The sequence below is a fragment of the Cloacibacillus sp. An23 genome, from assembly GCF_002159945.1.
Classification (GTDB): Bacteria; Synergistota; Synergistia; order Synergistales; family Synergistaceae; genus Caccocola.
Window position 1 is genome coordinate 41,555 of sequence record NZ_NFJQ01000007.1, and the last position, 19,729, is coordinate 61,283.

Here is a 19,729-nt window from a genome sequence, read left to right on the forward strand (position 1 = left end):
ATAACTTCTGTGTATTTCTTACGACTTTGTTAATTATCATCAGCGCCGCCGCCGCGGGCGAAGCGGATACAAAAAATTGTCTTGCCTTTCTTCGATTCATGATAAAATCTGATGAAGAAGAATATAACCGTTTCTCTTCTTTTTTGGAGTGACATGAATGGCTAACGATGCGGATTTGGTTTGGAACGAATTTTATAAATATTGTATAGAGAAAATAGGCAAGGACGACAAAACGGTCGAAATGTACCTTCAAACATGTATGCCTGTCTCTCTCGCGAACGGCGTGCTTCTGGTTGACGTCGCCACGCCGTTCGCGATGGATCAGATAAGGAACAGATACATGGACAGGATGCAGAAGCTCATCGCAGAAACGGGCTTCGCCTCCGAGCTCCGCTTCGCCGTCGCTGAAACACACGAAGACAAGGAGGATAAAAAGCCGCCGAGCAGGGTCGCCGCGCCTCCGGCCGAGGCCGCGCCGCCTGCGAGGGCTTCGAGCAAAAACGGCCTCAATCCCAACTACGTATTCTCCACGTTCGTCGTCGGCAAGTCGAACAGGCTGCCGCACGCGGCAAGCCTCGCCGTAGCCGAGTCTCCGGGCAACACATACAACCCGTTTTTCATATGGGGGAAGGTCGGGCTCGGCAAGACGCATCTGATGCACGCGATAGGGCACCACATCGAGGACGCCGACCCGAAAACGAAAATACTGTATGTGAGCGCCGAAAAGTTTACGAACGACCTTATCAGCTCTATACGCAACAACACGACGCAGGAATTCCGCGCGCGCTACCGCGAGCTCGACGTGCTTATGATAGACGACGTCCAGTTCATCGCGGGCAAGGAGCAGACGCAGGAGGAGTTTTTCTGGACCTTCAACGCGCTGCACGACGCGAAGAAACAGATAATAATCAGCGCCGACCGGCCGCCTAAGGACATCGAGGGCATAGCCGACAGGCTCGTATCCCGCTTCGAGTGGGGGCTGGTGACCGACATACAGCCGCCGGATCTTGAGACGCGCGTCGCGATACTTCAGAAAAAAGTAGAGATGAAGGGCTACCGCAATATCCCCGAAGAGGTCATCATGTTCATAGCGCAGAATATCCCGAGCAACATCAGGGAGCTCGAGGGTTCGCTGAACAGGATAGTCGCGTGCGCCGACCTCAACCACGAGCCGATAACGATAGAAAACGCCTCAGTCTGGCTCAAGGATCTGATAAAGAGCGTGCCGGGCACCGAGGTGACGATAGGGCTGATACAGCAGCTCACCGCCGAAACATTCGGCATAACGATAGAGGATCTGCTGTCGAAGAAGCGCACCGCCGACCTCGCGCTTGCGCGCCAGGTCGCCATGTACGTCGCGCGCAACAAGACAAACGAGCCTCTGATACAGATAGCGTACGCCTTCAACAAAAAGGACCACACGAATGTAATCCACGCCTGTAAAAAAATATCCGACCTTATAAAGACGGATATGAGGGTGAGATCCTTTGTGGATAACATTGTAAACAAGATATAAAAAACGGCAGAAAAACAGTGTCTTGAATTGTGGGCAGTTTTTTCGCACAGGCTTTTTCACAAATCCATTGTGGATAATGTGTATAAGTTTGTGGTAAACACAAAAACTTTTCCACACCGAAAAACGGCGGACTGCAACGGAAAATAGGGGATTTACACATTTACACACCGCCTATTACTGCTATTACGGTTTTAAATATAAAAGAGATGTGTTACTAGGAGGTCCGACTTGTGAAACTTACAATCAATAAAAAACAGTTCCTCGGCAGCTGGAGCCTCGCGGAGCGGAGCACCTCCACGGGAGGCACCGTAAGCATACTTTCTTCGATATTGGTGAAGGCCTCGGCCGAATCGGTAATACTTCAGGCGACCGATATAAAAACCTCGGTGATATGCCGCGCGGCCGGAGTCACTGTGCTGGAGCCCGGCGAGGCCGTCTTCCCGATAAAGATGGTGAGCGACCTTTTCAAGAAAGCGCCGGGCGAAGAGTTCACCCTCGACGTCGACGGCGGAAAGGTCGTGCTGAGGGCGGGCAGAAGCAAATACAACTTCTCTACCTATCCGGTCGGCGAGTTTCCCGCTCTGCCCTCGTCAGACGAGGCGGAGCTGTTCTGTTCGATAGCGGCGGGGGAGCTCGCGAAGGTTCTCGACGAAGGCACTTTAGCTGCCTCGGCCGGCGAAGAGTTTCCGCTTTACCTCTCGTCCGCCAACCTCCAGATAGTATCGTCGCGCCTCAACGTCGTCTCCACCGACACGAGGAGGCTCGCGCTGTCGGCGGCATCCGTATTCGACGCGAAGGAGGGCGAGCAGGCCCTGCTTCCGATGAAGGGGATAAAGGAGCTTCAGCGCATACTCGGCTCACTGACGCCTGAGACCGAGGTCAAGGTGCTGTTCGACAGCGCGCAGTTCTATTTCAAGACCGAGACGCTCGAATTCACCGTGCGCCGCGTCGAATCCAAGTTCCCGCCATACGAGAAGATACTGCCGAAGCACAGCACTCTCGACGTGCTGACCGACAGGGGCGAGCTGATATCGGCGCTTGAGCGCGTTGACGTCATCGTGCGCGACTTCAACAGGATGGTCGTGCTCGACATGGCCCCGGACGGCCCCGTCGTGCTGCGCGGCAAGGCTCCGGACTTCGGGCAGGCGAAGGAAGAGATAGAGGCCGAGATCAAAGGCGACAAGCTCCGCATCGCCGTCAATTCAAAATTCTTCCTCGAGGCGCTCAAGGTGCTGCGCGAGCCGCAGGTAAGGCTTTCGTTCAACGGGCAGTCGGGCCACATGTCGGTCAAGCGGGGCGACGGCGACGGTTTCCTCTGTCTTATAGCGCCTATAAACCTCTCCGAGGACGAGCTTAAGGCCTTCGATTCCGACCTCGGCTAAGGCATGGGCTTCAGGCGGGTACGTTTCAACAATTTCAGAAACATAGAGCCCCGGGAGATGCGTTGGTCCCCGGGGCTGAATTTGCTTACCGGCGAAAACGGCTCCGGCAAGACGAACATACTCGAAGGGCTCAACATAATCGCTGGATGGGGGCCGCTTGACCGCGGCACTAAGGCCGTTTCGATCCCGACGTGGAACAGCGGCTCGACCGAGGTGCAGCTTACGGGAGAGATAGACGGCTCCGAGATCATCAAGGTGAAGATAGCGCGCCGCTACGCGATACGCGTGGACGACAAGGCCGCGAGCGCGGCCGACCTGCGCTGGAAGATACCGGTGCTGACCTTCCTTCCGGACGATATGTCGATAGTCGAAGGCTCGTCGGTCTACCGGAGGCGTATGCTCGACATGGTGCTCGCTCTGATAATCCCTTCTTACGCGATGAGGCTTTCCGAATACAGGCGCGGCGTGCGGCAGAAGGCCGTGTTCCTCAAGCGCGGGATGCCGTCGATGATAGCCGACCGCGCGCTGCTGCCGCTCGCCTCGTGGATATGGAGGATGCGCGAGGAAGGCGTGGCGCTGATGAGCGATTCACTGCGCGGTTTCGAGCGGCTCGCGCCGTTCGGGGTCGGCCTTTCGCTCAAGCGCGGCGGCGCGGGCTTCGAGCGGAGCTGCGAGGACGATTACGCTAAGGCCGTCATGGTGAACGGCGAGCGCGAGAGGGCTATGCGCTTTCCCGTGGTCGGCCCTCACCGCGACGACATAATAATAACCTCGCGCGAGCGCCCGGCGTCGTCGTCGCTCAGCCGCGGGCTGCGGCGCCGCACCGCGATGGCGCTGATGCTCGCGGCGTCGGAGAGCGTGCGGCGCAAGCTCGGGCGCGAGCCGGTGCTGCTGCTCGACGAAGTCGCTGCGGAGCTGGACCCGGCGGGCAAGGATCAGCTTTTTTCAACGCTGCACGAGCGCGGCGGACAGATATTCGCCGCGACGGCCGAACCCGTGTCGCCCTCCGTACCATGCTCGGTATACCGGATAGTTTCCGGAAAAATAGATAAAATTGAAGAAACAGTGTAAAGAAGTGAGAAAAATATGAAAATAGGCGAACATTACGACGTTATAGTGATAGGCGCGGGCCACGCCGGCTGCGAGGCGGCGCTCGCCGCTTCGCGTATGGGCGCGGAAACGCTGCTGCTCTGCATATACCTGGACAGCATCGCGATGATGCCGTGCAACCCGTCTATAGGCGGCCCGGCGAAAGGCCACATCGTGCGCGAGATAGACGCGCTCGGCGGCGAGTGCGCCGCTGCAGCCGACGACGCTGCGCAGCACCTCCGCTGGCTCAACACATCTAAGGGCGCGGCGGTGCGCACGCTGCGCGCCCAGTGCAGCCCGAGGCGCTACGGCGACCACTACCGCACCGCGCTGCTGACGCAGAAGAATCTCGACCTTCACCAGGGCGAGGCGGCAGAGCTGCTGATAGAAAACGGCGAGGCGCGCGGCGTCAAAATATCTACGGGACAACGTTTTTACGCCTCCTGCGTCGTGCTCGCTACGGGGACATACCTCGCATCGAAGATATACGTCGGCCTCGCCTGCCGCGAATCCGGCCCGCTCGGCATGACGCCCGCGACGGAATTCGCCGCGTCGCTGCGGAGGACGGGCCTCGAGATAGGCCGCCTGCGCACCGACACTACGCCGAGGCTCCACTTCGACACGATAGACTGGGCTTCGCTCGAATGCCAGAAGAGCATCGGCGAGCCTCAGGCGTTCTCTCACTTCGGCGAAAAACGAGTCTACACTGGAATGGTCTGCGGCCTCACCCGCACGAACGCAGAAACTCACAGAATAATCAGAAAATACTTCGAGCAGTCGCCGCTCTACATGGGTAAGCTTGAAACTGAAGGGCCCAGATATTGCCCTTCCATCGACGACAAGATAATAAAGTTCCCCGAAAAGGATAGTCATCCTATCTTCCTCGAACCCATAACGCCTGAGGGCCGCGAGGTGTATGTGCAGAACTTTTCGACCTCGATGTGTCTCGAAGCGCAGTTCGAAAGCGTCCGCACGATAAAGGGCTGCGAACACGCGCACATACTGCGCCCCGGCTACGCGATAGAGTACGACTTCGTCGTGCCGACGCAGCTCCATCCGTGGCTCGAGACGAAGCCTGTCAAGAACCTCTTCCTCGCGGGACAGATAAACGGCACCTCCGGCTACGAAGAGGCCGCGGGACAGGGACTCATCGCCGGGATAAACGCCGCGCTGCGCGTGCGCGGCGACGGGCCTTTCGTCCTCGGGCGCGACGAATCCTACATCGGCGTGCTGATAGACGACCTTGTAACGAAGGGGACGAAAGAGCCGTACAGGATGCTCACGAGCCGCTGCGAATACCGTCTGCTGCTGCGCCACGACAACGCGGCGGACAGGCTCTGCGCGAAGGGACGCGCCGTAGGCCTGCTTCCCGACTGGAAATGGGAAAAATACCTCGCGGCCCGCGGCGCGGAAGAAAACGAGCGCGAAAGGCTGCGCGGATACAAGATACATCCGACCGCCGAAGTCAACGAAAAGCTGGCCGAGGCCGGCTCCTCGCCGCTTTCGGAAGGAGTCGGCGCGCTCGAGCTGCTGCGCCGCCCCGAGGTGAAGTGGGAGCTTGTCGCGCAGCTCACCGATTCGGCGCTCGACCCCGAGCTCGGCGAAAAAATAGCGAACGAACTCAAATACGAGGGCTATATCGAGCGCCAGAAAAAGCAGGTGGAAAAATTCCGCCGCATGGAGATACTGAAAATCCCCGAAAACATAGACTATTCTGCGATACGCGGCCTCTCCGCCGAAGGGCGCGGCAAACTAGCGAAAATATCGCCCGCGACCCTCGGACAGGCCTCGCGCATACCGGGCGTGCCGCCCTCCGACATCCAGCTCCTCTGGGTCGCGATAGAGAGCGCGCGCAGAAAAAAGGACGCGTAGCGCGTGGAGGCCGAACGGGCGAAAAGCGCGGGCGACGTCGTATCCTCCGCGCTCTCTGGAAAAACGAGCGGAAGCGCGGAAAAAAACGGAGCTTCCGGCCCGCGCTGGGAGCTCCTGCGCCTTTCGATGAAACTCTCCGAACTCTCGGAAAACTGGCGCGAAGTGGCGGGCGAGCCGCTCGCCTCGCGCAGCGCTCCGGCCGTCTGCGAGGACGCCGGCGAAAAACTTCTCATCACCGTCAACGTCCCCGACCAGATGGTTCTCTCGTCGGCGCGCTTCCGCAGGGCGCGCCTCGAGCGCGGTATATCCGCCTTCTTCGGCGGCGCGCCGGTCGGCGTCCTCTTCCGCGTCGGCCCGGTGCGGCTGACGGGAAACCGCGCTGCGCCCGCGAAAGTATACAGGCGCGTCCCGATAGTAAACAGCGAGCTTGAAATAGCCGAGCGCGAAAAATACTTCGCGGACGGCGGCCTCTCTCCCGAACTCGCCTCCGCGATGGCGCGCGTCATGCTCTCGCTCGAAAAACTCTCGAAACGCCGCAGCCGGGGCTGACGCGCGCCAGCCTCCGCGCACTGCGGAAAACATCGGATTTTTTATAAAAATTATAAAAAGCCGCACCGTCCGCGTAGCGCGCCGGCGCGCCGCGAAGATTTCCGGCGCCCTCTCGCGGACGCAGCGCGGCGTAAAGCTTGGAACGGCGGCGAACCGGCGTTTCTCTTCACCGGTTGAACGGCGCGAAAATAAAAATCCCAGATTTCACTTTTCCGCTGGCTTTTCTGCACAAAAGTGGTATAATAGCCTTAGTGCGGAAGTTGAAAATAATTTAGAAATAAAAAAAAATGGAGGAACAAAAATGAAAATCGGAGAAGTTGTAAAAGACGGAGATTTCAAGGCTGAGAAGCACGTACCGACGATAGACGCCCCCGAGACTGTCAAAGCGGGAGAGGAAGCGCTCGTCAAAGTCTGCGTAGGCAAGGAGATCAAGCACCCCAACACGCCGCTCCACCACATCAGCTGGATACAGCTCTACTTCAAGCCCGAGGAAGGCCCCGTCGTCGACGTCGCGAAGTTCTGCTACAACAGCCACGGCGACACGATGAACCTCGACAACCCCGGCGTCGCTCTCGCCGAGCCCGCGAGCTGCGTAATGTTCAAGCCCGCCAAGTCCGGCGAGCTCATCGCGGTCAGCTACTGCAACGTACACGGCCTCTGGGAGTCCTCGAAGAAGATCGTAGTCGAATAAAACCCGTAAAAATTTTCGAAGAAACAAAAGGCCGCCCTTTCCGGGGCGGCCTTTCTCTGTATAGTTCTTTAACTTTTATAAAAAAATATATGTCGCCCCGCAACGTCCATGTGCCAGATGAAGCGGGGCAGGCTCTGCGGCGCCTCCGTCCCGTACCCAGCAGCAGCTTTCGTGGCTATATCGCGTTGTTTTAGCCTCAGTGTTTGTTTAGGACGGAGGTTCCGCGCAGAAGATTCGCGGAACGACGTCGTTTTTATGTAAAAGTTAAAGCACTATATATACGCGCGATGAGCCATTAGGAGGTGAACTGCGCCATTCCGGCCTTTATAAAAGAGTCAACCGCGTTCTGGATTTTCACCCAGTCCGAGCGCTTTCCGCGCACCAGCAGCCTGTTCAGCGCGAGACATCCGTTTATCTGGAAATAAAAAACAGCTTCGGCCTCTTCGCGCGACAACGCTCCTGACTTCGTTATCTCTGCGATGTATTTTTCCCTGCACGATTTTGATATTTTTTCAAGAAGCCTGCCTGTTATCGATTCGTCCATGAATATAATCTAATAATCCTCGTTCTCTCTTATCTTCGCGCAGAAATGGTACGCTCCGCGCTCGGCCCTTCCGCATACTGCATGGCCGACTGACTCAGCGGAGTCGCGCGCTACAGCGTTCAGCATATCGTCCAGAACGTCGTCCAAATCTATGTAATGCAGGTAGAAGGTGCTCCTGTTTATACCAGCCTCCTCGCATCCACATACAAAAACTCCAGGCGGCAGAGATTTTCCGTGCTTTTTGTAATGCGCGGAGAGTCTCTGCGATTTTTGTTTCAGCCGCGTGACCGCGCTCTATTCCCATGACTAGGGGAGCTTTACATCGTAACGGTGAAAATTTTCAAAAAAGCCGCTCTGCCCGGTTGACTTTCGGGCAGACTCTGGCTTCGGTGATTATCGCGGCGCTTTTCTTAAAAAAGTGAGGGAAGTTGTTTTCGGTTTTCTTCACATCTGCGGCCTTTGTCCACAAGAACAGCGCCGGGTTATACACACTAAACTCGATGTTTTTAATATCACAGCTCAGCCTGCGGGGGCGTAAACGGCTGAAAAACACATAGTTAATCACAAATTGTGGATAACTATGTACATAAGTGAGGTGAATATGGTGCGGCGGCTCTTTCTGGCGTTTCAGTTATGTAAAAGTAAGGTTAAGAATAATTCAGAAGAGCGTAAAAGCGCCGTCCGCGGCGTATTTTGAGTTGGTACCGGCGGCGGTTCCGCCGCCGCGGAGCGCCGGCCTCCGGCGTTTGGCCGGGCCGTAATGGCAGCGTCCGGCGGCCTGCGATGGAAAACGGCGCGCGGCTTTCCGCCTTCGCGCCGTTTCGTGCGTTTTCCGCGGCCCGCGCCGCGCGCTATCCGCGCCTGGCTATAGCGGCTCCGAGGACGAGCTTTCCGGCCCCGGTGTTTTCCAGTCCGTGCGAATGGCCTTTGCGGCAGAGCATTATGTCTCCGGCCTTTACCGCGTGCTTCTCGCCGTCTTCGCAGTAGAGCCCTTCGCCGTCCATGATGAAGTAGACCTCCTCGTTGTCGCCGTGGAGGTGGTAGCCTATCGATGCTCCTGGCTCAAGCTCGATGCGCGTCGTCATGGTGAACGCGCCGCCGTCGTCCGGTATCTCCACTGGGAATCTCATCGCCGCGCCTTTGCCGCTTCCTCCGAGCTTTTCCGCCCTTACGCCCTCGTCTTTGTTTTTGAGCATTTTTTTATTCCTCCTCCAAATGGGTGCGGCCCGCCGTCGTTTTTACGGCGTTCCGTGAGCTGATTATAAGTCCAAATCGAGTTTGGGCGGATGGCTGCGTGCAGTAAAAAGAGCTATTTATGTTTGATTTTATTTGACTAATTGAATCGCATCTGCGCGCGGAGATTTCGTCTTTTCTTGAGCCGGCTCGATGTTGTATTATAAAGGGCGTGTTTGGGAAAAACGCCGCAAGGCTTGAAAAACGGAGGAGAATACATGTCACGTTCAACAGTTTATTTTGCCGATATGAGGGCTGTGCCGGAGATGAATCTTCTGCAGAAGTTCAGAAAGCTCATCGAAACGGCCGGTATAGACGGCATAAACTTCAAGAAGCAGTTCGCCGCGATAAAGCTGCATCTCGGCGAGCCCGGCAATATCGCCTATCTGCGCCCGAATTTTTCGAAGGTAGTCGCGGACAAGGTGAAAGAGCTGGGCGGCAAGCCGTTTCTTACGGACTGCAACACGCTTTACGTCGGGCGCAGGAAGGACGCGCTCGAGCATCTCGATTCTGCCTACGAGAACGGCTACAACCCGTTCTGCACCGGCTGCCACGTCATCATAGCCGACGGCCTCAAGGGCGCGGACGAGGCGCGCGTGCCTGTGGCTGGCGGCGAGTATATAAAGGAAGCGAAGATAGGGCGCGCGATAGCCGACGCGGACGTGATAATCTCGCTGACTCACTTCAAGGGGCACGAGGAGACGGGCTTCGGCGGAGCGATAAAGAATCTCGGCATGGGCTCCGGCTCGCGCGCCGGAAAGATGGAGATGCACAGCGACGGCAAGCCGAGCGTGGATCACGATAAGTGCATAGGCTGCGGAAGGTGCGCCCGCAACTGCGCGCACAAGGCGATACGCATAACCGACGGCAAGGCGAATATCAATCACGACAACTGCGTCGGCTGCGGGCGCTGCATAGCGGCCTGCCCATTCGACGCGGTGCAGCCGGACTGGGAGGGGTCGAACATCCTGCTCTGCCGCAAGATGGCGGAGTACGCTAAGGCGGTCATAGACGGAAAGCCGAGCTTCCACATCGCCGCCGTCGTGGACGTGTCGCCATTCTGCGACTGCCATGCCGAGAACGACGCCGCCGTCGTCCCGAACATCGGCTTCTTCGCCTCGTTCGACCCAGTGGCGCTCGACCAGGCCTGCGCCGACGCCGTGATGAAGGCCCCCGTCGTTGCCGGCACCTATCTCGACGACCAGATAAAGAAAAACGGCGCGGGCTGCGACCACTTCCACACCATCCACCCAAACACGCACTGGGAGGAGACGCTCGCCCACGCGGAGAAGATAGGCATAGGCGTCAGGGAGTACGAGCTGAGAAAGATATAAGCCGCACACCTCCGACCGTTATATAATTTTAACTTTCGGCTGAGAAGAACTCTCTCGTAATGCCGGGCTTGACCCGGCGTCGAGCGTCGTTAAAAACCGCAGCGTACCGGAGCTGAAAGCCGCGGGACGCCGCGTCAGGCGCGGAAACGCGGGCAGCTAACCCCGATGAGACGCGGCGGGGGCTGAGAGACTCTGTAGCGACAGCAACCTCTATCGCTTCGTTTTGCCTAGGTATTTAGGACGGAGGTTCCGCTGAGCCTGCCCCGTTTCACCGGGCGCAGAAGATTCGCGGAAGGACGAATTTTTTGCAGGAAAGTAAAAATAGTATAAATCCAACTATTTTTCGTTGGCAGTTAAATGAGTATAAGTAAAAAGACCGCGCCCTCGCCTATGAAATTTCAGGCGCGGGCGCGGCTTTGCTTTGTGCTGTTATTATTTTCCGCTATTTCGACAGGAAGTCCAGTATTCCCGTAATTATCAGCGCGTTGATGAAGTCTATGAAGAGACTTCCGACCATCGGTATCGCGAAGTATGCCACGTGCGACGGCCCGTGGCGGCGCGTTACGGCCTGCATATTCGCCATCGCGTTCGAGGTGGCTCCCATCGCGAATCCGACGAAGCCGGCGGTCATTACCGCGGCGTCGTAGTCGCGCCCCATGACGTTGAACACGACGAAATAGGCGAAGAGGAACATCATGACGACCTGCGCAGCGAGCGCCGTGACGAGCGGTATCGCGAGATCGACGAGCAGCCAGAGCTGGAGCCCGGCGAGCGCCATAGCTAGGAAGAGGCTCAGCGACATGCTGCCTACCACCTCGACCTCTTCTTCGGGGAAGTCGCGTTCAACCACGTCTATCACATTGCGGACGACGGCGGCGGTTATCATCGCTCCGATATAGCTCGGGAATGTGATGCCGGTGACGCGCGTCAGCACGGAGCCGACGAAGCTGCCGATTCCGAGCGCGAGCATCAGCAGCATGAAGCCCTCTACGAAGCGCGCGCTCGAGGTCGTGAATGCCGTGCTGCCGCTCTCGTCCTCGTCTTCGGCCTCGGCCTTTGCGGGGCAGACGAGGCCGTGCTTCTTTATCCTGCGCGCGGCGGTCGGGCCGCCCATTATCGAGCCGGCGACAAGGCCGAATGTGGCGCAGGCCAGGCCTGCGACGGACGCGCCCTGTATGCCCATGCCCTCCATCACCTGACCGTAGGCCGCCGCCGTGCCGGGGCCGCCGACCAGCGCTATCGACCCGGCGCAGAGGCCAAGGCGCGAGTCGGGGCCGAGCGCGCCGACGAGGAAGACGCCGAGGACGTTTTGGATGACCGTTATCGCGACGGCGAGCATCAGGCAGAGGAATACGGCCTTGCCTCCCTTCTTGAGCTGCTGCAGGCTCACGGTGAAGCCTACCGTCGTAAAGAATATGTTCATGAATACCGTCTGGAGGGTGTCGTCGAAGGTTATGAATGCCGTGCCGGTCGCGTAGAGCGCGGTGTTGACGGCTGCGAAGCAGACGCCGCCGACGAGCGGGGCCGGGATGCAGTAGCGCCCGAGCGCGCCTATCTTTCCGCAGAGAAACGAGCCGAGCCAGAAGAGCACCGCGGCGAGGGCGACGGCGTGGTACATGTTCAGGTTTATTTCGAGCATTTGGTTTTTCTCCTTTCAGCTTTGAACCGTTTGCGCGCAATAAATTAAAGGGAGCGTTCCCTTTTTATTCCTGCAAAAAAGGAAGTGGATCATATTACGCCATGAAATTATACCGCCGCCGCGTCCGTTGGGCAACAATAGATTTTCTAAAAATTTGTGATTTTAACGAAATTCCTAAATAAAGTCCTATATTTTTATAAAAACCGTATAATTTGTATATTCACGTTCTTAAATGGCATTGCTTTCAAAAATATTGCAAATATGCCGCGAATTATACAGCGTCGGACCGCGGAGCATCCGCAGCCCGGGCCCGGCGCGCGGCGCTGAAAACGGAAGAGGCCGTAGGCGGCGTCATGGCCGGCGGGCGAAAGACAATTATAACTGCGTTCGCGGCGGACGGCTTGTTCAAAGCACAAAGAAATGATAGAATAAGCGCAGAGAGTATTACGTATAATTACCGATGAATATACGGAGATTATATGAATAGGAGGCGCGGCGTGTGTCGAAGGAAGACAAGATACGTTTCTCTTTCCTGCTTATAGTCACGGTGATCGTCATGGCTATGAATATCCAGATCGTGACCGTTACGAACCGCCGCGGTCTCGAGACGCTCGATTCGATGTTCAACGACTACCTCGTCTCTACGGCGCGAAGCTGGGCCGCCGTCCCGGCGGAGGGCATGTAGGGTTTTAGTCATTCAGCCTCCTTTCTTTCCCCTTTAGCGTTTCAACGCCGCAGCAAACCTAAAGGGACGATGCAGAGACCCCGCCCGTGCCGCTCAGGGGCGGGGTTTACTTATGTGCGGGCGCGCTGCTTCGAGGCGGCCGTCGTAAAACGCCGCCAGCGCCTGGCGGCGGCGCTACGGCAGCAGGGTCATTACGTCGCTTGGGTCCGCCGAGGCTGATACCGTTTCACCCAGGCCGTATTTTTTCGCCTCTTCTTTTGACAGTTCGACTCTTATTACGGAGAAAGGGTTTCCCTCAGGAGCGCCTTCCGGCCTTATGTTTATTATCGTGCTAAAAACGTCGTCCTTTATTTGTACGATTTTCGCGCGGAATTCGTTTGATGCTCCCGTATTCTCTTTGGAGAGCTTTATGTAGTGCGCCCGCACGCCCGTGTATCTGACGCCGTCCGCGACGCCGCGCGAACATTCGAAAGAAACGTTCCAGTCCAGGGCCTTTACGCGGCCTTCGCCTGTGCGCTCGGCGCGCGAGAAATTTTTGCAGCCGGACAGAATGGCCGCGGTCAGCGTCGGCGGCGCGTCGAAGAACTCCGCGACGCTCTTGACCGGCTCGGATTCGCCGTCGTTTATGACGCATACCTTCGAGCATAGGCGGTAGACCTCGTCGCGGTTGTGCGAGACATAGAGCGTCGTGCCGGGAAATTCCGCGAGAGTGCGCGAGAGGTTCAGCTCGAGCTGCCAGCGCAGATAGCTGTCGAGCGCCGAGAGCGGCTCGTCGAGCATGATTATCGCGGGGTCGCTCGCCATTATGCGCGCGAGCGCGACGCGCTGCTGCTGTCCGCCCGAGAGCTGCGATGGATAGTGCTCTTCGAGCCCTGTTATGAAAAACTTCTCCGCTATCTCGCGGTATCTCTCCTCGCTGTTCGCACACCTGCCGCTTCCACGCTCGAGCACGGTCATTATGTTCTGCTTCGCCGTCATGTTCGGGAAAAGCGCGTAGTTCTGGAAGAGCAGGCCGCACCGCCGCTGCTGCGGCTTCAGGTTCACGCCGCGCGCCGAGTCGAAGAATGTCACGCCGTCGACGACGATCTGTCCCTCGTCGGGCGTAACGATGCCCGCGATACACTTGAGCGTCATGCTCTTGCCGCAGCCGGAGCCGCCGAGCAGCGCAAGCACCTCGTTCCCCGCCTCGAAATCGACGGATAGCGAGAAGCTCCCGAATTTTTTGCGGAATTTCACGAGCGCCGTCATCTTTCGCCGCCCCTCTCGAATTCCTCGCCTATCGTGTGGTTCACCGCCTTGCCCTTCGGCTGGCGGCAGCTGTTCTCGAGCATGTTGACGGCGACGAGTACTATGAACGAGATGGCGAGGTTGACGAATACCCACTTGTAGGCGAGAGCTTCGTTGCCCTCGCGCCAGAGCTGATAGACGGTCGTGGATATAGTCGCTGTGCGTCGCGGTATGTAGCCCGTCACCATCGTAGTCGCGCCGTATTCTCCGAGCGCGCGCGCGAAGGCCAGCACAGTCGCGGCGAGTATGCCGTCCTTGCAGTTCGGCACCATTACGCGCCAGAAGATATAGGTGTTCGAGAGGCCGAGCGTCTGCGCGCTGTATATCAGATTGTGGTCGAAGCCGTCGAAAGCGCCGCGCACCGTGCGGTACATCAGCGGGAATGTGACGATAGCCGTCGCGAATATCGCGGAGTACCACGTCATAGTGAGGCGCACGCCGAACATTTCAAGCACGGGCGCGCCGACGGGGCCGAGCGGCCCTATCGTCATAAGCAGGAAGAAGCCGACGACCGTCGGCGGCAGCACCATCGGAAGGGTCAGCACGCAGTCGAGCACGCCCTTCGCGAACTTCGGCAGCTTAGAGATGTAATATGCCGCGCATATCCCGGTGAAGAAGGTTATAAAGGTCGATATCCCAGCGATGCGCAGCGAGTTGTATAAAGGAAACCAGTCCATAGGCCCGCCCCCTGTACGTTAAAAAAAGGAGCCGAGGCGTGTCCGGCTCCTTTCACGAGGAGAGAGGAGAAAACCGTCAGGTTATTTCTCCGGGATAGAAAATCCTATCTTTTCGAATACCGCCGTCGCCTCGGGGCCTTTGAGATATTCGACGAAAGCCTTCGCGGCTGCCTCGTTCTTCGTGCCCTTCAGTATCGCGGCGGGGTAGACTATCGGCTTGTGCGAGCCCTCCGGCGCTCCGCAGACGACGTCCACCTTGTCCGAAGTCGCCGCGTCCGTGCCGTAGACGACGCCGCAGCTCACCGCGGCGGACTCGGTCTGCGCGAGGACCTCCTTCACGTTGCTGGCGAAGGAGATTTTATTCTCCGCGTTGAGCTTGTCCCAGATACCCATGTGCTTGAATATCTCTTCCGAGTACTGTCCCACGGGGACGTCCGAGTTGCCGAGCGCGATGAGCTTCACTTTGTCGGTCGCTATGTCCTCGAAGCTTGTGATTCCCGTCGGGTTGCTGCCCTTCGGCACGATGAGGACGACTTTGTTGGAGACGATGTTGAAGCGCGTGCCCGGCATGACGTGCGCGTCGTTTATCTGATCCATCTGCTTCTGTCCTGCGGATATGAAAATATCGCACTCCGCGCCCTGTTCTATCTGCGTCTTGAGGGTTCCGCTCGAATCGAAGTTGTAGACTATGCTGACGTCGGGCGCGGCCTTCTTATACATCTCCGCTATCTGCGTCATCGACTCGTTCATCGACGCCGCCGCGAAAACAGAGAGCTCAACGGCGGCAAAAGCAGGCGCGGCGGAGACTAGCAGCGCGCAGACAAGAGCCAATAATGAAAACCTCTTCATAAAAACCCGCTCCTTTGAGTATCCCACGATTTTTCTGCGGCGTAACGCCGCCTGCCGAAATTATATAACGCGCCAGAACCTTTTGCAATGCACATGCGTTGCAAAAAAAAATGAGAAAGACGCGCATCCGTCCGTCACGTGCCGGCGTCGCGCGCGATTTGGAGTTCCTGACTTTTTATGTTAAAATGTCGGAACTTCACCAAATAAACGGAAACACAGAAGCAGTTCAGTTACACATTATCTTTTTTTGGAGGGATAGCGATGCAGCTCGAACGTTTCAGCGGCAATATCGAAGAGGCGGATTTTCTGAATCTGCTGATGGTGGACATCGCGGGAAACATCCGCGGCGTCTCTCTGCCGCGCGGCTACGTTTCTGAGAAGGTCATGAAAGATGGAGTCGGCTTCGACGCCTCGAACTACGGCTACGCCAAGGTTAATAATTCAGATATGGTGGCCGTTCCCGACATGAACGCCGCTTTCTTTGAAATACGCGGCGATTGCAAGATTCTGCACGTTTTCTGCGACGTGGTTTCGACGGAGCGCGAGCCCTTCGGACAGTACCCTCGCAGCGTCGTGCGCGCGGCCGGCTCCTTCCTGCGCGAAAAAGGGATAGCGGACGGCGCTAAGGTGCTGGTCGAGCTTGAGTATTACGTTTTCGAGGATGTTGAATACAGATGCGGCGTCGAAGAGTCCTTCTACCGCGTGAGCTCCTCGGAGGGGCTCGGCGGGGATTTCGGCGCGTCTCCGCGCGTCGGCCTCCACGCCGCCTACCATCGTATGACGCCGGATGACCGCTACACGGACTTCCGCAACGAAACGGTGCGGCTGATGGAAGCTGTCGGCATCCCGGTGAAGTACCACCACCACGAGGTCGCGGTCTCGCAGCTCGAGATAGAGCTGGACTTCATGGATATGGAGCGCGCGGCGGACATGGTCTCTCTCGCCAAGTGGATAATACGTCAGGCCGCCTCCGAGTGGGGGCTCTGCGTCACCTTCATGCCGAAGCCGCTTTACAGGATGCCAGGCAACGGAATGCACGTCCATCAGTTTCTGGAAAAGGACGGGAAGTCGATATTCCCCGGCGGCGTCCTGTACAATCTCTCGAAGGAAGGGCTCGCCTACACGGCCGGTATGCTGAGCCACAGCCTCACGGGAAGCCTGCTCGCCTTCGCCTGTCCGAGCACGAACAGCTACCGCCGCCTCGTGCCGGGCTACGAGGCCCCAATCTCCGCCACTTTCGCTAAGGGCTCTCGCGCGGCGGCCGTGCGCATACCGGGCTACGTGAAGAAAGACGAGACGCGCGTCGAGTACCGCACCGGCGACGCGTCGTGCAACCTCTATTACTTCCTCGCCGCTATGGTGCTCGCGGGGGCCGACGGCGTCCTGAAGGGGCTGGACCCAGTTGCGCTCGGCTACGAGAGCCGCGACGCTAAAGACGAGCTGATCTTCCCTCTGAGCCTGAGCGCCGTCCTCTACGGCCTCGAGAAGGACAATGAATATCTGGCGCCGGCCTTCCCGCCGAAGCTTATCGAACTCTGGACGAAGGCGAAACGCGCCGAAGCCGAATACGTCTACAACGCCCCGACGCCTCAGGAGTACGAACTTTACTTCTAGCGAAAAACGATGAAGCAGCACGGGAGGAAGACGCGCGCCGTCCTCCTCCCGCTTTGTACCTTTTCGGTTCATTTTGTCCGACCTCGCCGCGTTTACACCGCGGCGCGTACGCCGTTATAATAACGTGACTTTGCCGCGCCTCTGGCGCGGGCGCAAAATATAACGACGAAAAAGGTGCGGACATGGCCTCTAAAGAAATAAACATGACGGAGGGCGACTCCTTCCGCCAGATGCTTTCATTCGCGATTCCCGTCACAGCCGGCGGACTGCTCCAGCAGGCCTACAGCATGGCGGACGCAGTCATCGCTGGGCGGTTCCTCGGCAGCGGCGCGCTCGCCGCCGTCTCGAACTGCTTCTACGTAATATTCCTTATGACTATAATGTTCCTCGGCCTCGGACACGGAGCTTCGATAATCATTTCGCAGCTCTACGGCTCCGGCGAACGCGAGCGCATCAAAAGCGCCGTAGACACGTGCGTCGTGCTGCTCGCCGCGGGCGGGCTGATATGCACAGTGCTCGGCATAGTCTTCGCCGTTCCGGCGCTGCGGCTCATATCCACGCCGGAGAACATAATCGAGGAGTCCGCCGTATATCTTCGGATAATCTTCGCCGGCTCGATACCGTCGCTCGGCTACACGATACTGGCCGCGCTGCTGAACGCCGTCGGCAACTCGCGCACGCCGCTCGCGCTGCTCGGGGCGGCCGCTGCGCTCAACGTCGCGCTTGACCTGCTTTTCGTGCCTGTGCTCGGCATGGGTACCGGCGGCCTGGCGCTCGCGACGGTGATAGCGCAGGCCGTCTCGCTCGCCGGCTGCCTCGTCTACCTCGGACGCTCCGACAGCGTGATATCGCTGCGGCTGCGCGGCTTCGGCTTCAGCGTGAAAATGCTCGCGCTCATAGTCAGGGTCGGAGTGCCCACGGGGCTGCAAAACTCGCTCATGGTGATATCGATGATGGTGCTCCAGAAGGCGATCAACGAATTCGGCGTCGCGGCAATAGCGGGACGCGCGATAGAGTCGCGAATCGAGGGCGTCATGCTCATCCCTCTCACGGGAATATCGACCGCCGTCATGACCTTCGTCGGGCAGAACATCGGCGCTGGAAAGGACGGCCGCGTGAAGCAGGGGCTCAAAAACGGCTTCATAATGGGAGCCGCGGTCTCGCTCGCCTTCTGGCTCGTGCTCTTTTTCCTCTCCGGGCCGATACTCGCGATATTCTCATCCGACGAGGCCGCGCTGTTCGAAGCGAAACGCTGCACCGACATAATAGCCCCGGCTTTCATATTCTACAGCCTCGCGACGGTCTGGCAGGCCTTCTTCCGCGGCGCGGGCGACACGGTCTTCCCGCTCGTCGTCTCAATCATAACCCAGTTCGCCTACCGCGTCGCCGCCATATCCCCCTTCCTCTCGATATGGCCCACCCCCTCCGGCGTCTGGTACCTCTACGTCTCAAGCTGGTTCCTTATGTTCGCGCTCGACTGGGCCTACCACAGGACGGGGTTGTGGAGAAGGTACGCGGCTTTGATAAAAAAAGACGCATAATATAAAGACGAAGCAATGATTTAACTTGCGGCAGTATCCTGCGAACTGCCGATCTCGCGTGTATATGATCCAAAGGCCGGTTCGTAAGCCGGAGTAGATACTTCAGCCTAGAGGCGATATTGTTTTACAAATTTATTTGTATTGCCGCTGGCGTTTATCGATGTATTTATGTAAACCTCTTTTTGCTGTATATACTGCATAATATTGGCACAAAAAATAGAAAAAGGTTCCGTTATAACACAACGGAACCTTTTTACGTCAGTACTTGCGTAATTTCTACTTTATTGACGGTTTGTCCATGTTTAGGATATGGTCTCTCCTATATACAGTGATTACTTGTACCAATCAAGAAGTTTCTTCAGCTCTACTTCAAGAGCTTCGACGATATGCTTCGCGGGCTTCTCGAGCGGGAGAAGCGGGTCGCCGCAGTCTATACCGATCATCTTCATGGCTTCTTTGAGCGGTCCGGGGTTGGACTCCGCGAATATCAGGCGCAGTACCGGGGTAGCCTTTATGACGATTTCGGAAGCCTTCTTGAGCTCGCCGGCCTGGATGAGATCGAAAAGGTCGGCCCAGAGCTTAGGTAGCAGGTTGGACGTGGCGAGGATGCCGCCCTGCGCGCCGCAGGAGATTTCCTGATAGAAGAGGAACTCTTCGCCGGTTAGGACGGAGGTGCGCTCGCGGACCTTCGAGAGAAGTTCGAGGACCTGTCCCATGTTCGGGCAGCATTCCTTCATCGCGACGATCTGATGGCGCTCGTCGTTGTCAAGAAGGTGCTCGACCGTTTCTGGAAGCATATTGACTCCGGTGCGGTAGGGTATATTGTAAAGCACCATCGGAAGGTCTACGTTCTTCATAACCTGCTGATAGTAGTCGTAGATACCCTGCTGGTTGGCGACGACGTAGTACGGAGTCACTACCATGATTGCGTCGGCGCCGAGTTCTTTGCATTTGTTTCCCATCTCTATGGCTTCGGGAAGGCCCGGGCCGATGATTCCGGCTACCACAGGGACGCGGCCCTTGTTGGCGTCGATGGTCATCTTAACGGCGTCGATGCGCTGCTCGTTGGTAAGGGCGCAATACTCGCCGGTTCCGCCGAGCGCGACGAGTCCAGTCGTTCCGTTGTCGATTACGTAGTTGACGAGTTTGTCCATAGCCGCGGCGTTGACTTTGCCGTCGATTACGGGCGTGCAGAGAGCTGTGTAGATACCTCTTACCTTTTCCATT

General features: G+C 57.6%; 17 protein-coding genes. 10 read left to right on the forward strand and 7 right to left on the reverse strand.

Annotated features, from left to right (window positions below):
* Positions 1 to 157: 157 nt before the first annotated feature.
* The 6 genes from dnaA (at position 158) to B5F39_RS07930 (ending at position 7,099) form a co-directional block, all read left to right on the forward strand.
* Positions 158 to 1,516, forward strand: a complete 1,359-nt coding sequence (gene dnaA, locus B5F39_RS07905; protein WP_087365682.1) for a chromosomal replication initiator protein DnaA — start codon at positions 158 to 160, stop codon at positions 1,514 to 1,516.
* Between the two features lie 230 nt (positions 1,517 to 1,746).
* The gene (gene dnaN, locus B5F39_RS07910) at positions 1,747 to 2,898 is read left to right on the forward strand and encodes a DNA polymerase III subunit beta (RefSeq protein WP_087365684.1); all 1,152 of its coding nucleotides are present in this window, start codon (positions 1,747 to 1,749) and stop codon (positions 2,896 to 2,898) included.
* Between the two features lie 3 nt (positions 2,899 to 2,901).
* Positions 2,902 to 3,969 carry a DNA replication and repair protein RecF gene (gene recF / locus B5F39_RS07915; RefSeq protein WP_087365686.1) on the forward strand — a complete coding sequence of 356 codons (1,068 nt, stop codon included), beginning with the start codon at positions 2,902 to 2,904 and terminating at the stop codon, positions 3,967 to 3,969.
* A 15-nt stretch (positions 3,970 to 3,984) separates the two neighbouring features.
* Entirely contained in the window at positions 3,985 to 5,859 is a 1,875-nt protein-coding gene (mnmG, locus tag B5F39_RS07920) for a tRNA uridine-5-carboxymethylaminomethyl(34) synthesis enzyme MnmG (protein WP_087365688.1), read from the forward strand.
* 3 nt (positions 5,860 to 5,862) lie between these two features.
* Positions 5,863 to 6,408, forward strand: a complete 546-nt coding sequence (locus B5F39_RS07925) for a DciA family protein (protein ID WP_087365690.1) — start codon at positions 5,863 to 5,865, stop codon at positions 6,406 to 6,408.
* Between the two features lie 301 nt (positions 6,409 to 6,709).
* Positions 6,710 to 7,099: a desulfoferrodoxin family protein gene (locus B5F39_RS07930; RefSeq protein ID WP_087365692.1), complete on the forward strand. Its 390-nt coding sequence runs from the start codon at positions 6,710 to 6,712 to the stop codon at positions 7,097 to 7,099.
* Between the two features lie 295 nt (positions 7,100 to 7,394).
* Here B5F39_RS07930 and B5F39_RS07935 read toward each other — a convergent pair whose 3' ends face one another.
* Together B5F39_RS07935 and B5F39_RS07940 are read right to left on the reverse strand one after the other, a co-directional pair.
* Positions 7,395 to 7,643 (reverse strand): hypothetical protein, encoded by a 249-nt coding sequence (locus B5F39_RS07935; protein WP_087365693.1) that lies wholly within the window; start codon positions 7,641 to 7,643, stop codon positions 7,395 to 7,397.
* Between the two features lie 851 nt (positions 7,644 to 8,494).
* Positions 8,495 to 8,839, reverse strand: coding sequence for a cupin domain-containing protein (locus B5F39_RS07940; protein ID WP_087365695.1), 345 nt, complete (start codon positions 8,837 to 8,839; stop codon positions 8,495 to 8,497).
* 255 nt (positions 8,840 to 9,094) lie between these two features.
* Here B5F39_RS07940 and B5F39_RS07945 point away from each other — a divergent pair, with 255 nt between their 5' ends.
* The gene (locus B5F39_RS07945) at positions 9,095 to 10,210 is read left to right on the forward strand and encodes a DUF362 domain-containing protein (RefSeq protein ID WP_087365697.1); all 1,116 of its coding nucleotides are present in this window, start codon (positions 9,095 to 9,097) and stop codon (positions 10,208 to 10,210) included.
* 442 nt (positions 10,211 to 10,652) lie between these two features.
* On the opposite strand, the gene gltS is transcribed toward B5F39_RS07945, so the two are convergent.
* Positions 10,653 to 11,849, reverse strand: a complete 1,197-nt coding sequence (gene gltS, locus B5F39_RS07950; protein WP_087365698.1) for a sodium/glutamate symporter — start codon at positions 11,847 to 11,849, stop codon at positions 10,653 to 10,655.
* A gap of 499 nt (positions 11,850 to 12,348) precedes the next feature.
* Here gltS and B5F39_RS07955 point away from each other — a divergent pair, with 499 nt between their 5' ends.
* Positions 12,349 to 12,534 carry a hypothetical protein gene (locus B5F39_RS07955; RefSeq protein WP_087365700.1) on the forward strand — a complete coding sequence of 62 codons (186 nt, stop codon included), beginning with the start codon at positions 12,349 to 12,351 and terminating at the stop codon, positions 12,532 to 12,534.
* Between the two features lie 174 nt (positions 12,535 to 12,708).
* Here B5F39_RS07955 and B5F39_RS07960 read toward each other — a convergent pair whose 3' ends face one another.
* The 3 genes from B5F39_RS07960 to modA form a co-directional block, all read right to left on the reverse strand.
* Positions 12,709 to 13,782 (reverse strand): ATP-binding cassette domain-containing protein, encoded by a 1,074-nt coding sequence (locus tag B5F39_RS07960; RefSeq protein WP_087365702.1) that lies wholly within the window; start codon positions 13,780 to 13,782, stop codon positions 12,709 to 12,711.
* Positions 13,779 to 14,498, reverse strand: coding sequence for a molybdate ABC transporter permease subunit (modB, locus tag B5F39_RS07965; RefSeq protein ID WP_087365704.1), 720 nt, complete (start codon positions 14,496 to 14,498; stop codon positions 13,779 to 13,781). The genes B5F39_RS07960 and modB overlap by 4 nt, the downstream gene beginning before the upstream one ends.
* Before the next feature lie 81 nt (positions 14,499 to 14,579).
* On the reverse strand, positions 14,580 to 15,347 hold the full coding sequence (modA, locus tag B5F39_RS07970; protein ID WP_087365706.1) for a molybdate ABC transporter substrate-binding protein: 768 nt from the start codon (positions 15,345 to 15,347) through the stop codon (positions 14,580 to 14,582).
* A gap of 261 nt (positions 15,348 to 15,608) precedes the next feature.
* Between modA and B5F39_RS07975 the strand changes: the two genes are divergently transcribed.
* Both B5F39_RS07975 and B5F39_RS07980 read left to right on the forward strand, forming a co-directional pair.
* On the forward strand, positions 15,609 to 16,961 hold the full coding sequence (locus B5F39_RS07975; protein ID WP_087365708.1) for a glutamine synthetase beta-grasp domain-containing protein: 1,353 nt from the start codon (positions 15,609 to 15,611) through the stop codon (positions 16,959 to 16,961).
* 182 nt (positions 16,962 to 17,143) lie between these two features.
* Positions 17,144 to 18,502 (forward strand): MATE family efflux transporter, encoded by a 1,359-nt coding sequence (locus tag B5F39_RS07980; RefSeq protein WP_087365711.1) that lies wholly within the window; start codon positions 17,144 to 17,146, stop codon positions 18,500 to 18,502.
* A gap of 332 nt (positions 18,503 to 18,834) precedes the next feature.
* Here the strand turns inward: B5F39_RS07980 and dapA are convergent, their stop codons facing one another.
* Positions 18,835 to 19,728: a 4-hydroxy-tetrahydrodipicolinate synthase gene (gene dapA / locus B5F39_RS07985; protein WP_087365713.1), complete on the reverse strand. Its 894-nt coding sequence runs from the start codon at positions 19,726 to 19,728 to the stop codon at positions 18,835 to 18,837.
* Position 19,729 lies beyond the last annotated feature (1 nt).

Bases quoted from the DNA above. Each gene is read 5' to 3' on its own strand.
- B5F39_RS07945 (WP_087365697.1), top strand. From the start codon at position 9,095: ATGTCACGTTCAACAGTTTATTTTGCCGATATGAGGGCTGTGCCGGAG.
- modA (WP_087365706.1), bottom strand. From the start codon at position 15,347: ATGAAGAGGTTTTCATTATTGGCTCTTGTCTGCGCGCTGCTAGTCTCC.
- recF (WP_087365686.1), top strand. From the start codon at position 2,902: ATGGGCTTCAGGCGGGTACGTTTCAACAATTTCAGAAACATAGAGCCC.
- B5F39_RS07930 (WP_087365692.1), top strand. From the start codon at position 6,710: ATGAAAATCGGAGAAGTTGTAAAAGACGGAGATTTCAAGGCTGAGAAG.
- B5F39_RS07980 (WP_087365711.1), top strand. From the start codon at position 17,144: ATGGCCTCTAAAGAAATAAACATGACGGAGGGCGACTCCTTCCGCCAG.
- dnaA (WP_087365682.1), top strand. From the start codon at position 158: ATGGCTAACGATGCGGATTTGGTTTGGAACGAATTTTATAAATATTGT.
- B5F39_RS07960 (WP_087365702.1), bottom strand. From the start codon at position 13,782: ATGACGGCGCTCGTGAAATTCCGCAAAAAATTCGGGAGCTTCTCGCTA.
- modB (WP_087365704.1), bottom strand. From the start codon at position 14,498: ATGGACTGGTTTCCTTTATACAACTCGCTGCGCATCGCTGGGATATCG.
- B5F39_RS07975 (WP_087365708.1), top strand. From the start codon at position 15,609: ATGCAGCTCGAACGTTTCAGCGGCAATATCGAAGAGGCGGATTTTCTG.
- B5F39_RS07935 (WP_087365693.1), bottom strand. From the start codon at position 7,643: ATGGACGAATCGATAACAGGCAGGCTTCTTGAAAAAATATCAAAATCG.
- B5F39_RS07940 (WP_087365695.1), bottom strand. From the start codon at position 8,839: ATGCTCAAAAACAAAGACGAGGGCGTAAGGGCGGAAAAGCTCGGAGGA.
- gltS (WP_087365698.1), bottom strand. From the start codon at position 11,849: ATGCTCGAAATAAACCTGAACATGTACCACGCCGTCGCCCTCGCCGCG.
- mnmG (WP_087365688.1), top strand. From the start codon at position 3,985: ATGAAAATAGGCGAACATTACGACGTTATAGTGATAGGCGCGGGCCAC.
- dapA (WP_087365713.1), bottom strand. From the start codon at position 19,728: ATGGAAAAGGTAAGAGGTATCTACACAGCTCTCTGCACGCCCGTAATC.